The organism is Stenotrophomonas sp. RS-48 (genome assembly GCF_030053245.1).
Lineage (GTDB): Bacteria > Pseudomonadota > Gammaproteobacteria > Xanthomonadales > Xanthomonadaceae > Stenotrophomonas > Stenotrophomonas maltophilia_P.
On sequence record NZ_JASGBV010000033.1, the window covers coordinates 21,298 to 34,064 of the forward strand.

At 66.9% G+C, this 12,767-nt stretch carries 12 protein-coding genes; 2 read left to right on the top strand and 10 right to left on the bottom strand.

The window, feature by feature from the left end:
• Positions 1–3 precede the first annotated feature (3 nt).
• Positions 4–1,185: a multidrug efflux RND transporter periplasmic adaptor subunit SmeD gene (smeD, locus tag QMZ25_RS07590; RefSeq protein WP_065175174.1), complete on the bottom strand. Its 1,182-nt coding sequence runs from the start codon at positions 1,183–1,185 to the stop codon at positions 4–6.
• A gap of 221 nt (positions 1,186–1,406) precedes the next feature.
• Between smeD and QMZ25_RS07595 the strand changes: the two genes are divergently transcribed.
• Positions 1,407–2,066 carry a TetR family transcriptional regulator gene (locus tag QMZ25_RS07595; RefSeq protein WP_065175175.1) on the top strand — a complete coding sequence of 220 codons (660 nt, stop codon included), beginning with the start codon at positions 1,407–1,409 and terminating at the stop codon, positions 2,064–2,066.
• 56 nt (positions 2,067–2,122) lie between these two features.
• Here QMZ25_RS07595 and hslU read toward each other — a convergent pair whose 3' ends face one another.
• The 8 genes from hslU to QMZ25_RS07635 form a co-directional block, all read right to left on the bottom strand.
• Positions 2,123–3,496, bottom strand: a complete 1,374-nt coding sequence (hslU, locus tag QMZ25_RS07600) for an ATP-dependent protease ATPase subunit HslU (RefSeq protein ID WP_283219390.1) — start codon at positions 3,494–3,496, stop codon at positions 2,123–2,125.
• An 88-nt stretch (positions 3,497–3,584) separates the two neighbouring features.
• On the bottom strand, positions 3,585–4,136 hold the full coding sequence (gene hslV, locus QMZ25_RS07605) for an ATP-dependent protease subunit HslV (RefSeq protein WP_053520176.1): 552 nt from the start codon (positions 4,134–4,136) through the stop codon (positions 3,585–3,587).
• 153 nt (positions 4,137–4,289) lie between these two features.
• Positions 4,290–5,162, bottom strand: a complete 873-nt coding sequence (gene xerC, locus QMZ25_RS07610; protein ID WP_193396463.1) for a tyrosine recombinase XerC — start codon at positions 5,160–5,162, stop codon at positions 4,290–4,292.
• Positions 5,163–5,178: 16 nt separating this feature from the next.
• Entirely contained in the window at positions 5,179–5,853 is a 675-nt protein-coding gene (locus QMZ25_RS07615) for a DUF484 family protein (RefSeq protein WP_065175177.1), read from the bottom strand.
• On the bottom strand, positions 5,850–6,713 hold the full coding sequence (gene dapF / locus QMZ25_RS07620) for a diaminopimelate epimerase (protein ID WP_283219391.1): 864 nt from the start codon (positions 6,711–6,713) through the stop codon (positions 5,850–5,852). Before dapF ends, QMZ25_RS07615 begins: the two co-directional genes overlap by 4 nt.
• Positions 6,706–6,951 (bottom strand): lipoprotein, encoded by a 246-nt coding sequence (locus tag QMZ25_RS07625; RefSeq protein WP_053520180.1) that lies wholly within the window; start codon positions 6,949–6,951, stop codon positions 6,706–6,708. The genes dapF and QMZ25_RS07625 overlap by 8 nt, the downstream gene beginning before the upstream one ends.
• A gap of 84 nt (positions 6,952–7,035) precedes the next feature.
• Positions 7,036–7,458 carry a YbaN family protein gene (locus QMZ25_RS07630; RefSeq protein ID WP_053520181.1) on the bottom strand — a complete coding sequence of 141 codons (423 nt, stop codon included), beginning with the start codon at positions 7,456–7,458 and terminating at the stop codon, positions 7,036–7,038.
• 54 nt (positions 7,459–7,512) lie between these two features.
• On the bottom strand, positions 7,513–9,624 hold the full coding sequence (locus QMZ25_RS07635) for a S9 family peptidase (RefSeq protein ID WP_279942985.1): 2,112 nt from the start codon (positions 9,622–9,624) through the stop codon (positions 7,513–7,515).
• A 152-nt stretch (positions 9,625–9,776) separates the two neighbouring features.
• On the opposite strand from QMZ25_RS07635, the gene QMZ25_RS07640 reads away from it, so the two are divergent.
• Positions 9,777–10,961, top strand: a complete 1,185-nt coding sequence (locus tag QMZ25_RS07640; RefSeq protein ID WP_283219392.1) for a pyridoxal phosphate-dependent aminotransferase — start codon at positions 9,777–9,779, stop codon at positions 10,959–10,961.
• A 74-nt stretch (positions 10,962–11,035) separates the two neighbouring features.
• On the opposite strand, the gene QMZ25_RS07645 is transcribed toward QMZ25_RS07640, so the two are convergent.
• Positions 11,036–12,767 (bottom strand): prolyl oligopeptidase family serine peptidase (locus QMZ25_RS07645; protein ID WP_283219393.1); only part of this gene is annotated, 1,732 nt, incomplete at its 5' end.

Sequence of the window (12,767 nt, forward strand, 5' to 3'; positions counted from 1 at the left end):
CGCTTACTTCGCGTCGCCGGCCGGAGCCGCAGGCGGGGCAGCGGCCGGCTTGGCCGGTGCGGCGCCCTTTTCGGTGGCGTTGACCGGCATGCCGGGGCCGATCTTCTGCAGGCCTTCGACGATGACCTTGTCGCCGGGCTTCAGGCCATCCTCGACCAGCCACTTGTCGCCGATGGTGCGGCTGACCTTGACCGGGCGGACTTCGACCTTGCTGTCCTTGCCGACCACCATCGCCGTGGTGTCACCCTTGGCATCGCGGGCGATGCCCTGCATCGGCACCAGCACCGCGTCGCTGCGCACGCCGCCACCGATCACTGCGCGCACGTACATGCCCGGCATCAGCAGGCCATCGGGGTTTTCCACCTTGACCCGCAGGCCGAAGCTGCCGGTGGCCGGATCGACGCTGACTTCGGAGAACTCCAGCGTGCCCTTGTGCTCGAAAGCGCTGCCGTCCTCCAGCAGGATGCTGACCGGCGTCTGCTGGTTGTCCTGCAGGCGGCCGGCGGCCAGCTCGCGGCGCAGCTGCAGCAGCTCGGCCGAGGACTGGGTGAGGTCGACATAGATCGGATCCAGCTGCTGCACCGTGGCCAGCGCGTCGGCCTGGCCGGCGTTCACCAGCGCACCCTGGGTGACGCTGGACTTGCCGATGCGGCCGCTGATGGGCGCGGTGATGCGGGCGTAGCCCAGCGTGACGTTGGCCGAATCCAGCGAAGCCCGGGCGGCGCCGACATCGGCCTCGGCCTGCTTCTGCGCGGCTACGGCGTTTTCCAGATCCTGCTGGCTGACCGCATCGACCTTGGCCAGCTCGGTGATGCGCTTGGCACTCAGGCGCGCGGCGTTGGCCGTGGCTTCGGCGCGGGCCAGCTGTGCGCGGGCACTGTTGGCCTGGGCGCGGTAGCTGGCGTCATCCAGCTGGTACAACGGCTCGCCGGCCTTGACCATGCCGCCCTCGGTAAACAGGCGCTTGGCCACGATGCCGCTGACCTGCGGACGGACTTCGGCCACCAGGAAGGCATTGGTCCGGCCCGGCAACTCGCGGGTCAGGCCCACGGTCTCGGACTTCAGCGTGACCACGCTGACCTGGCCGGGCCCCTGTTCGGGGGCCTGGGGTTCGCCGCCACAGGCGGCCACGGTCGTGGCGATGGCCAGCGACAGCGCAAAGGGTCGGATTCGGCTCAGCAACATGGGGAAGGCTCTTGGAAGGAAGAATCTCAGCAGGCGCTGACACGGCGGACACTTCCCGGGAACGGGTTGAGGCCTCTCGTACAACGCCCGCCCGGGCAGGCATGGGTGCCGGAACAGGACAGCCACGCACACGACGGGAACGATGGAGGTGAAATATACATACATGCTTGTTTGTTTGTAAACAGGTACAATTCAGCCACGTTTCACCCGTACTCGTACCCATGGCCCGCAAGACCAAAGAGGACACCCAGGCAACCCGGGAAGGCATCCTTGACGCCGCCGAAGCCTGCTTCCATGAACATGGCGTGGCCCGTACCACGCTGGAGATGATCGGTGCCCGCGCCGGCTATACCCGCGGCGCCGTGTACTGGCACTTCAAGAACAAGGGCGAGGTGCTGGCCGCGATCATCGAACGGGTGCACCTGCCTTTCATGCAGGAACTGGAGCGCACCTCCACCGAGCAGCGCGATACGCCGGTGCATGATCTGCGCGCGGTGATGATCCATTCCTTCATCGAGCTGTCCGAAGACGAGCGCCTGCGCAAGACCATGGAGATCATGCTGCGCAGCGATGCTTCGGCCGACACCAAGGTGCTGACCGAACTCCAGCAGGCCGGTTTCCGCGACGCGCTGGACCGGATGGAGCGTGCGCTGCGACGCGCGCAGGCGCTGGGCCAGCTGCGCGAAGGCGCCGACCCGAAGATCGCCGCGCGCATGCTGCACGCGACCGTGCTGGGGGTGCTGCATGGCGCGATGGTCGAGCCGGATCTGATGGATCTCCAGCGCGACGGCATGCTCGCGCTGGACATGACCCTGGCCGCCTACGTGAAGGAAGGCGTGTTCGAGCCGGGCACCGTACCTGCGCCGTTGCCGGAGGCCTGAGCGCACAGGGGTCGGATCCCTCAAACAAGAAGGCCGCCTTTCGGCGGCCTTCTGCGTTACAGGATGTAGCGGCTCAGGTCCGGATCCTGCACCAGTTCACCCAGATGCGCATCGACGTAAGCGCTGTCGATGGCCAGGCTCTCGCCATCGCGGTCAGGCGCTTCGTAGCTGAGCGAATCCAGCAGGCGCTCCAGTACCGTATGCAGGCGGCGGGCACCGATGTTCTCCTGGCGCTCGTTCACCTGGAAGGCGATCTCGGCCAGGCGGTCGATGGCGTCGGCAGTGAAGCTGACCTTGACGCCTTCGGTGGCCAGCAGCGCTTCGTACTGCTTGGTCAGCGCCGCCTTCGGCTCGGTCAGGATGCGCACGAAATCACCCTTGCTCAGCGCGCCCAGTTCCACGCGGATCGGGAAACGACCCTGCAGCTCCGGAATCAGATCGCTCGGCTTGGCCAGGTGGAAGGCACCGGAAGCGATGAACAGGATATGGTCGGTCTTGATCGTGCCGTACTTGGTCGACACGTTCGAGCCTTCCACCAGCGGCAGCAGATCGCGCTGCACGCCTTCACGCGAGACGTCGCCACCACCCACGTTGTCACCGCGCTTGGCAACCTTGTCGATCTCGTCGATGAAGACGATGCCATGCTGCTCGCAGGCTTCGATCGCCGCAGTGCGGATATCGTCCTCGTTGACCAGCTTGCCGGCTTCTTCCTCCAGCAGCAGCGGGCGTGCCGCCTTGATGGTCAAGGTGCGCTTGTGCGCCTTGGCACCACCGCCGAGATTGGCGAACATGGACTTCAGCTGCTGGCCCATCTCCTCCATGCCCGGCGGCGTCATGATGTCCATGCTGACGTTGGCGGCCAGATCCAGTTCAATCTCGCGCTCGTCCAACTCACCATTGCGCAGCATCTTGCGGAACTTGATGCGGGTTTCGTTGTCCTGTGCCGACGGCTCGTTGCGCGCCACTTCCGGGTCGAAACCGATGCCGCCGCTGCGGCGTGGCAGCAGCGCATCGAGAATGCGGTCTTCGGCACGTTCTTCTGCCTGGGTGCGCACGCGCACCTTGGCCTGCTCGCGGTACAGCTTGACCGCGGTATCGGCCAGATCGCGGATGATCTGTTCGACGTCCTTGCCGACGTAGCCGACCTCGGTGAAACGGGTCGCTTCGACCTTCACGAACGGCGCATTGGCCAGCGTGGCCAAGCGACGCGCGATCTCGGTCTTGCCGACGCCGGTCGGGCCGATCATCAGGATGTTCTTCGGCATGACCTCGTTGCGCAGCTCGGCCGGCAGCTGCATGCGGCGCCAGCGGTTGCGCAGGGCGATGGCCACGGCGCGCTTGGCGTCATGCTGGCCAACGATGTGCCGGTCCAGCTCCTGCACGATCTCGCGCGGCGTCATGGTGGCGGAGGAAACTTCGATCTTCGACATGGATGGGCTCACGAATGCGTTGTCGATGACACCGGAACCAGACGGCCCGGCCGGTAGCGCCGGGCCATGCCCGGCGGATCAGGGAGCGTCACAGCTCCTCGACCACCACGTTGCGGTTGGTGTAGATGCAGATGTCGCCCGCGATGTTGATCGCTTCACTGGCGATGGTGCGCGCATCCAGCGCCGTGTGCGCCATCAGCGCGCGGGCCGCCGACAGCGCGTAGGAACCGCCGGAACCGATGGCGATGATGCCGTCTTCCGGCTCGATCACGTCGCCGGTACCGCTGATGATCAGCGAGGTTTCCTTGTCGGCCACGGCCAACAGTGCTTCCAGCTTGCCCAGGCGACGCTCGGTGCGCCAGTCCTTGGCCAGCTCGACGGCGGCACGCTGCAGCTGGCCGTGCTTTTCCAGCTTGGCCTCGAACAGCTCGAACAGGGTGAAGGCATCGGCGGCCGCGCCGGCGAAACCGGCCAGCACCTGGCCATCGCGACCCAGCCGGCGCACCTTGCGCGCATTGCCCTTCATCACGGTGTGGCCGAGCGTGACCTGGCCGTCGCCGGCAATGGCCACATGCTCGCCGCGACGCACGCAGACGATGGTGGTGGCGTGGAAAACGTTGGGGTTCTGACTGGGGTCCATGCGGCCTCCGATAGCTGTTCCCGGGACATGGGGACAGCGCCGGGGCCGATCAAGCCTGCGTGGATGGCTGCCGTTCAGGGCTCGGGCGCCAGCGGCCGCTGCATCCGCCGGGCATGGCCCGGCGCTACCACTGCCGCCGGGCGTGGATTGGCGCTACCGGCGGCGCTTGGCGCGCGGATGCGCAGCGTCGTAGACCTTGGCCAGGTGCTGGAAATCCAGATGGGTGTAGATCTGCGTGGTGGCGATGTCGGCGTGCCCCAGCAGTTCCTGCACGCCGCGCAGGTCGCCGGACGACTCGAGGATGTGGCTGGCGAAGCTGTGCCGCAGCATGTGCGGATGCACGTGCTTGAACAGCCCTTGCCGCTGCGCCAGCTGGCGGATGCGGATCTGCACCGCGCGCTGGCTGATCGGCCCGTTGCGGCCCGGAAACACCGGGGTGGCCGGGGCGCCGCCGCTTTCGCTTCGCCACGCAAGCAGTGCCTCGCGCGCCGGCCTGCCGAACGGTACCCGACGCTGGCGGTTGCCTTTGCCCATCACGTTGACCAGTCCGCTGGCAAAATCCAGGTCACGCCAGGTCAATGCGCAGACCTCGCTCAGGCGCAGGCCGGAGGAATAGAACAGCTCCAGCAGCGCGCGGTCGCGTCGCCCCAGCTCGCCTTCCGGTTCCAGTTCGACCAGTTGCACGGCTTCATCGGCGTCGAGCACCTGCGGCAGCCTGCGCGGCGCTCGCGGTGCCTTCAGCGTGGCCGCTGGACTGACCTCGATGCGGCCATGCCTAAGCAGCCACGCATAAAAGCTGCGGCAGGCAGACAGCCGCCGCTGCAGGCTCTTGGCCGACAGGCCCCGGCGATGTTCATCGGCGACGAACTGTCGCACGGCGTCAGCATCCAGCGCCTCCACCGGCACGCCCCGCGGCTCGGCCCATGCCGCCAGCGCATCCAGGTCGCGACGGTAGGCGTCCAGCGTATGCGCCGACATCCGCCGTTCCACCTGCAGGTGCTGCAGGAACGCCATGACCGCGCTCATCGCCGCCGCGCTCCGCTCAGTCCTGGAAGCGCTTGAGGCCGGTGGCCAGGGCCTCGCCCATCATGCGCAGGAACAGCGTGCCCATGCCCGGGTAGAAGCGGTTCGGGTCATGGCTGCCGACCGCGATCAGGCCGACACCCGGCAGCGGCAGCAGGGCGGTGGTCTGCACCTCCTCACTGCGCGCGCCATACAGCACCGCGTTCTTTTCCGGCTGCAGGCGGCCGCAGATCGGCTCACCGTCCTTCAGGCAATCACGGAAGGGACCCAGGCGTGGATCGTCGGCCGCGATGACCTGCAGCCATTCGGCCTGTTCCAGCCCGGCCACCGGCACGTGCACGACCAGTCGCACCAGATCACCCGCAAAATCCTCCTGCAGCGAGGCGGCCATCGCACGCAGGGTATCGGCGGCACTGCCCTGCTTCATCAGTGCCAGCGTCAGCTGGTGGGTGCGCACCGCCAGCCGTTCGTTGACCTGGGCGGTCGCGCCCAGATCGGCCAACCGTCGCGCCAGCTCGCGGTTCTTTTCCCGCAGCAGCTCCAGCTGGTAGCTGGCCAGCGATGCGGTCGGGCCGTCATCGCGCGGCACCACCAGGGTCAGCGCCAGGTCCGGAAACTGCTTGAGGAAGGCCGGATGGCGCCGCAACCAGGCAGCGACTTCATGGGCCCCGAGCTTGTCGACGGTCTCAGTCATGCGATCCACTCCCCTTCGAAGACGAATGCGGTGGGGCCGGCCATCACCACGGGCTGCCCCTCGCCCGGCCACTGGATGCGCAGTTCGCCGCCGGGCAGGCTGATGCGTGCATCGCGCTGCAGGCGACCGCGCTGCATGAGGGTGACTGCGGCTGCACAGGCGCCGCTGCCGCAGGCGAGGGTCTCGCCGACGCCCCGCTCGAACACGCGCAACCGCGCGTGGTCCGGCGCGATGACCTGGGTGAAACCCACGTTCACCGACTTCGGGAACGAGGCATGCTGCTGCAGCAGCGCGCCGACGCGCTCGACCGGCGCCGCATCGATCAGGCCCACCTCGATCACGGCATGCGGATTGCCCATCGACACCGCAGCAAACCGCACGCTCTCGCCCTGCAGCGGCAGCAGATACTCCTCGCGCGGGTGGGCAAAGCCGACCAGCGGCACGCTGGCAGGTTCGAATGCGGGTACGCCCATGGTCACCGCATACTGGCCCTGGCCCTGGCCCTGGCCCAGCACCTGCACCGCATGGCTGGCCAGTGGGCTGTCGATGACGAATGCATCGCCCTGGGCACTGCCCTCGCGCACCAGCCAGGCCGCGATGCAGCGCGCGCCGTTGCCGCACTGCTCGGAATTGGAGCCATCGGCGTTCCAGATCCGGTACGAGGCGACCGAGCCTTCGACGCGCGGGGCCTCGATGGTCAGGATCTGGTCGCAGCCCACGCCGGTGTGGCGGTCGGCCAGGCGCGCGGCCAGCTGTGGCGTGGGCGGCGCGGTGCCGTCGCGCAGGTCGATCACTACGAAATCGTTACCCGCGCCGTGCATCTTGCTGAAACGCAGCGCGGTGGAACCGGTCTTACTCATTCCCGTCGTCCACCTTCTTCACCGGGTCCGGGGTCACCGACGGACTGCCGTCACCCGTGTCCTGGGTGGCAGGCGGGGTGGCTTCGCCGTCGGCATCGGTGGCCGGCTCGACGGTCTCTTCCACCGGCACCGGCTTCTGCGGCAGCACCAGCGGGCCCTTGTTGCCGCAGGCGGACAGGAACAGCAGCGAGGCCGCTGCCAGCGGAATCAGGATGGCGTTTCGATGGGGAATCTTCATGCCCCGAGTATAGCCACTGCCGGCTGAGCGGTTGGTGGAGGGTACGGCCCCCATGGCAGCGCCGGGCCATGCCCGGCGGAAGGGTCAGTCCTGCGGCGGCAGCGGCCGCGTCCACAGCCAGATCGCCACCACGGTCATGCTGCCGATGGAAAACCATTTCACCCAGGCGATCGGCACGCACCACAGCATGATCCCGGCGCAGACCGCCATGGTGATCGTGGCCATCCATTTGCCGTAGCGGCTGACCGCGCCATGCGCCTGCCAGTTGCTGATGGCCGGCCCGAAGCGCGGATGCTGCAGCAGCCAAGCATGCAGCCGCTCGGAGCCGCGCGAGGCGGCCCATGCCGAGATCAGGATGAATACGGTTGTCGGCAGCCCCGGCACGAAGATGCCGACAATGCCGGTGCCGAGACTGACATAGGCGAGCAGCCACCATGCCCAGCGGAAACGCACCGGCCGGCGGGTCGGGGCTGCGTCCTGGGCGGCAGGCGGTTCAGGCAGGCTCATGCTCGCAAGGATAACGGTTCGGGGTGCCCGGCAACGCCCGGCACCCCGCCGCAATCACGGTGCTGCGATACCCAGCTGCTGCAGCACGAAGGCATACGATTCGGACAGCTCGCGGTAACGCTGGAAGCGACCCGACTTGCCGCCATGGCCGGCCTCCATGTTGGTGCGGAACAGGATCGGGTAATGGCCAGTGTTGTCGTCGCGCAGCCTGGCCACCCACTTGGCCGGTTCCCAGTACTGCACCTGCGAATCCCACAGGCCGGTACCGACGAACAGCGCCGGATAATCCTGCTTCCTGACATTGTCGTAGGGCGAGTACGAGAGCATGTAGTCGTAGTACTGCTTCTGCTCCGGGTTGCCCCACTCGTCGTACTCGTTGGTGGTCAGCGGGATGGTCGGATCCAGCATGGTGGTGACCACGTCCACGAACGGCACCTGCGCCACCATCACCCGGTAGTCCTGCGGCGCCTGGTTGGCCACCGCCCCCATCAGCAGGCCACCGGCACTGCCACCGGACGCGGCCACGCGATCCTTCGCCGCCCAGCCCTGCGCCACCAGTCCACGGGTAACGTCGATGAAGTCGTTGAAGGTGTTCTGCTTGTGCAGCAGCTTGCCGTTCTCGTACCAGTCGCGGCCCATCTCCTGGCCACCGCGGATGTGGGCGATGGCATACACCACGCCGCGATCGAGCAGGCTCACTGCCGTCTGGTTGAAGTACGGGTCCATCGACATGCCGTAGCTGCCGTAGGCGTACTGGAACAGCGCGCCCTTGCCGTCCTTCTGGTAGCCCTTGCGGTAGACCAGCGACACCGGCACCTTCACGCCATCGCGCGCGGTGATCCAGACGCGTTCGGTTTCGTACTTCGATGCGTCATAGCCGATCACCGGCTGCACCTTCAGCTGGCGGCGCTCGCCGGTGGCGGTGTTCAGCTCGAACACGGTGGTCGGGGTGGTCATCGAGGTGTAGACGTAGCGAAGCCACGGCGTATCGGCCTCGGTGTTGTCGCCCAGGCCCATGGAGTACGCCGGCTCATCGGCCTTCACGTAGTCGCTGCGGCCATCCTTGAACAGCAGGCGGATGCGCTCCAGGCCTTCGGAGCGCTCGGCAATGGCGGTGAAGCCATCAAACAGCTCGAAGCCTTCGATGAACACCGCATCGTCATGCGCGATCCAGTCCTTCCACTGCGCACGCGAGGTAGCATCGGTCGGTGCGGTGACCAGTTTGAAGTTCTTTGCACTGTCGTTGGTACGTATCACCCAGCGGCCATCGTAGTGGTCGGCGTCGTACTCGACGTCGCGCTGGCGTGGCGCCAGCACGGTGAACGTGGTCGGGTCGCTGGCCGGCGCGTAGCGCTCTTCCGACGACACGGTGCTGTGCACGCCGATGGTGATGAAGCGGTCGTCGCGGGTGCGGCCGATGCCCATGTAGAAGCTGTCGTCCTTCTCTTCGTAGACGACGGTGTCGGCGCTGGCCGGGGTGCCCAGCACGTGCTTCTTCACGCGCACGGTCAGCAGCGTTTCCGGATCGTTCTCGACGTACAGCACGGTGCGGTTGTCGTCGGCCCAGACCAGGTCGCCGGAACTGCCGGTGATCACGTCGGGCAGCACCTGCCCGGTCCGCAGGTCCTTGAAGCGGATCGTGTACTGGCGACGGCCCACGTCATCGTCGGCCCAGGCCAGCAGCTGGTTGTCCTGGCTGACTTCCATCGAGCCGACATTGAAGTAGCCCTTGCCGGCGGCCATTGCGTTGACGTCCAGCAGCACTTCTTCGGCGGCATCCATGCTGCCCTTGCGGCGTGCGTGGATCGGGTAGTCCTGCCCGGTCTCGAAGCGGCTGTAGTACCAGTAGCCGCGCTCGCGCGCCGGCACGCTGGAATCATCCTGCTTGATGCGGCCGACGATTTCCTTGTACAGCGCGTCTTCCAGCGGCTTCAATGGCGCCAGCACCTGGTCGGCATAGGCGTTCTCGGCCTGCAGGTAGGCCAGCATGTCCTTGTTCGCGCGCTTGTCGTCACGCAGCCAGTAATAGTCGTCGTTGCGGGTCGCGCCGAACGGGGCCTTGACCTCGTGCGGATGCCGGGCGGCGTCCGGCGGAACAGGCAGGGGGGCGGCGGTAGCGGTGCTGGTCATCAGGCTGGCGAGCAACAGGCAGAGGGTGGGCTTCATGAGATAAGGCTCCAGGCGCTTCAATGCAATGGTCTTCGACGGGATCGGTTCCCTTCCCCGAACAGCGATCTGACCCCAATCCCGTCGGCACCACAACCCTGCAGGTCGTCACGGTGCGGACCCGCCGGCAGCGGTCGGCGTACCATGGGCGCATGAGTACCCTGCCCCACCCGCCGGTCTACAGCCGGCGCAGCCATGAAATCGCTCCGTTCCACGTGATGTCCCTGCTGGCCCGCGCGCAGGCGCTGGAACAGGCCGGCCACGATGTCATCCACCTGGAGATCGGCGAACCGGACTTCACCACGGCCGCGCCGGTGGTGCGTGCCGGCCAGGTGGCCCTGGCCGCCGGGCACACGCGCTACACCGCCGCACGCGGCCTGCCTGCGCTGCGCCAGGCAATCAGCGGCTTCTATCGCAGCCGTTACCGGCTGGATGTGGACCCGGAACGCATCCTGGTCACTCCTGGCGGCTCCGGCGCGCTGCTGCTGGCCAGCAGCCTGCTGGTCGACCCGGGCCGGCACTGGCTGCTGGCCGATCCCGGCTATCCCTGCAACCGGCATTTCCTGCGCCTGGTGGAAGGTGCCGCACAGCTCGTCCCGGTCGGTCCGCAGACGGCTTACCAGCTCACACCCTCGCTGGTGCAACAGCACTGGAACACGGACAGCGTCGGCGCACTCGTCGCCTCGCCGGCCAACCCCACCGGCACGGTGCTGTCGGCCGATGAACTTGCGGCGCTGTCACGCGCACTGCACGCACGCGGCGGGCACCTGGTGGTGGACGAGATCTATCACGGCCTGACCTACGGCGTGGACGCGGCCAGCGTATTGCAGGTCGATGACAGCGCGTTCGTGCTGAACAGTTTCTCGAAGTACTTCGGCATGACCGGCTGGCGCCTGGGCTGGCTGGTGGCGCCGCCCGCAGCGGTGCCCGAACTGGAGAAGCTGGCGCAGAACCTGTACATCAGTGCGTCGAGCATCGCCCAGCATGCAGCCCTGGCCTGTTTCACCGATGAATCGATGGCGATCCTCGAACAGCGACGGGAGGCCTTCCGCCAGCGTCGCGATTTCCTGTTGCCGGCGCTGCGCGAGCTGGGCTTCCGCATCGAGGTGGAGCCGCAGGGCGCGTTTTATCTGTATGCCGATGTCAGTGCGTTCACCGATGATGCCCAGGCGTTCTGCGCACACTTCCTCGAAACCGAGCATGTGGCGTTCACCCCGGGCCTGGATTTCGGCTTCCACCGCGCCAACCAGCATGTGCGCCTGGCCTATACCCAGGAAATACCGCGGCTGCAGGAAGCGGTGGAGCGCATCGCGCGCGGGCTGCAACATTTCCGGTAGCGCCGGGCCATGCCCGGCGAGCGCGCAGCGCCGCCCATGAAAAACGCCGCCCGGGGGCGGCGTTTTTCATTTCGTCATTTACCGCCCAGGCGCTCCCACAGGAAGCTGTAGGCCAGGGCCGCCATGTGCGCGGCCTGCGCGTTGTTGGCTGCGCCGCCATGACCACCTTCGATGTTCTCGTAGTAGGTCACATCCTTGCCGGCATCGATCATCTTCGCCGCCATCTTGCGGGCATGGGCCGGGTGCACGCGGTCATCGCGGGTGGAGGTGGTGAACAGCACCGGCGGGTAGTTCTTCTTCGCGTCGAACAGGTGGTACGGCGAGAAGGTCTTGATGAACTCCCAGTCGCTGGTATCGGGGTTGCCGTACTCGGCCATCCACGACGCGCCGGCCAGCAGGTGGCTGTAGCGCTTCATGTCCAGCAGCGGAACCTGCACCACCACCGCACCGAACAGCTCCGGGTACTGCGTCAGCATGTTGCCGGTCAGCAGGCCGCCGTTGCTGCCGCCCTGCACGCCCAGGTGCCTGGCACTGGTGATCCTGCGCTTGACCAGATCCTGTGCCACCGCGGCCATGTCCTCGTAGGCCTTGTGACGATTCTGCTTCAGCGCCGCCTGGTGCCAGCGTGGGCCGTACTCACCGCCACCACGGATGTTGGCGACCACGTACACACCGCCCTTCTCCAGCCAGGCGCGGCCCATGCCACCGGAATAGCTGGGTGTCAGCGAAATCTCGAAACCGCCGTAGCCGTACAGCAGGGTCGGATTGGAGCCGTCCAGCTTCATGTCCTTGGCATGCACCACGAAGTACGGCACACGGGTGCCATCCTTGCTGGTGGCGAAGTGCTGCTCGATCACCTTGCCCTCGGCATTGAAGAAGGCCGGCATGGTCTTCAGCGTTTCCGGTGCCTTGCCGATCTCGGCCAAAGCCAGGGTGGTCGGCGTCAGATAGTCGGTGGCGGTCAGCCAGACCGCATCGCTGTCGTCGCTGTCCACTGCGCCCACGGCCAGAGTGCCGAATGCCGGCGCGCCGACAAACGCGCTCTTCTGCCAGCCATTGGCGCCCGGGGTCAGCACGGACAGGCGATTCTTCACATCGTCCAGCACGTTCAGGACGAGGTGGTTCTTGGTCCAGGTCGCACCGGCCAGCGAGGTGGTCGCGGTCGGGGTGAACAAGACCTCGAAGTCACGCTTGCCGGCCAGGAAGTCATCGAGCCGGGTCGCCAGCAGCGAGCCGGACGCGTAGGTCTTGCCGCCCACGGTCCAGGCGTCGCGCAGCTCCAGGGTCAGCCACTGCTTGTGCAGGCCCTTCTCGGCGGAGTTCGGCGCATCGATCTTGGTCAGCGTGCCATCGTCGCCGCGCAGGTAGACCTCATTGTTGTAGAACGCCAGCGTGCGGCTGACCAGGTTGCGCTCGAAGCCCGGGGTGTCATCGTGCATCGCCGCGATGTACATGTCCTCCGGCTTGCCTTCGTACACCACGCTGGCCGACGACATCGGCGTCCCACGCTTCCACAGCTTGGCCACGCGCGGGTAGCCGGAGGTGGTCATGGTGCCGGCACCGAAATCGGTGTAGACGAACACGGTATCGCGATCGATCCAGTTCAGGCCGCCCTTCGACTCGGGACGGAAGAAGCCATCCTCGATCCAGCGCTTCGTCGACAGATCGAACTCGCGGGTGACATCGGCATCCGCGCCGCCGCGTGACAGCGCGATCAGGCAGCGGCTGTAGTCCGGGCGCAGGCTGCCGCGCGGACCCAGCCCCTCGACCAGACCGACCAGGTCGGCCAACGGCACCAGCCGATCG

Excerpts from the sequence above, each read along its gene's own strand:
- smeD (WP_065175174.1), bottom strand. The coding sequence starts at position 1,185 with ATGTTGCTGAGCCGAATCCGACCCTTTGCGCTGTCGCTGGCCATCGCC.
- QMZ25_RS07595 (WP_065175175.1), top strand. The coding sequence starts at position 1,407 with ATGGCCCGCAAGACCAAAGAGGACACCCAGGCAACCCGGGAAGGCATC.
- hslU (WP_283219390.1), bottom strand. The coding sequence starts at position 3,496 with ATGTCGAAGATCGAAGTTTCCTCCGCCACCATGACGCCGCGCGAGATC.
- hslV (WP_053520176.1), bottom strand. The coding sequence starts at position 4,136 with ATGGACCCCAGTCAGAACCCCAACGTTTTCCACGCCACCACCATCGTC.
- xerC (WP_193396463.1), bottom strand. The coding sequence starts at position 5,162 with ATGAGCGCGGTCATGGCGTTCCTGCAGCACCTGCAGGTGGAACGGCGG.
- QMZ25_RS07615 (WP_065175177.1), bottom strand. The coding sequence starts at position 5,853 with ATGACTGAGACCGTCGACAAGCTCGGGGCCCATGAAGTCGCTGCCTGG.
- dapF (WP_283219391.1), bottom strand. The coding sequence starts at position 6,713 with ATGAGTAAGACCGGTTCCACCGCGCTGCGTTTCAGCAAGATGCACGGC.
- QMZ25_RS07625 (WP_053520180.1), bottom strand. The coding sequence starts at position 6,951 with ATGAAGATTCCCCATCGAAACGCCATCCTGATTCCGCTGGCAGCGGCC.
- QMZ25_RS07630 (WP_053520181.1), bottom strand. The coding sequence starts at position 7,458 with ATGAGCCTGCCTGAACCGCCTGCCGCCCAGGACGCAGCCCCGACCCGC.
- QMZ25_RS07635 (WP_279942985.1), bottom strand. The coding sequence starts at position 9,624 with ATGAAGCCCACCCTCTGCCTGTTGCTCGCCAGCCTGATGACCAGCACC.
- QMZ25_RS07640 (WP_283219392.1), top strand. The coding sequence starts at position 9,777 with ATGAGTACCCTGCCCCACCCGCCGGTCTACAGCCGGCGCAGCCATGAA.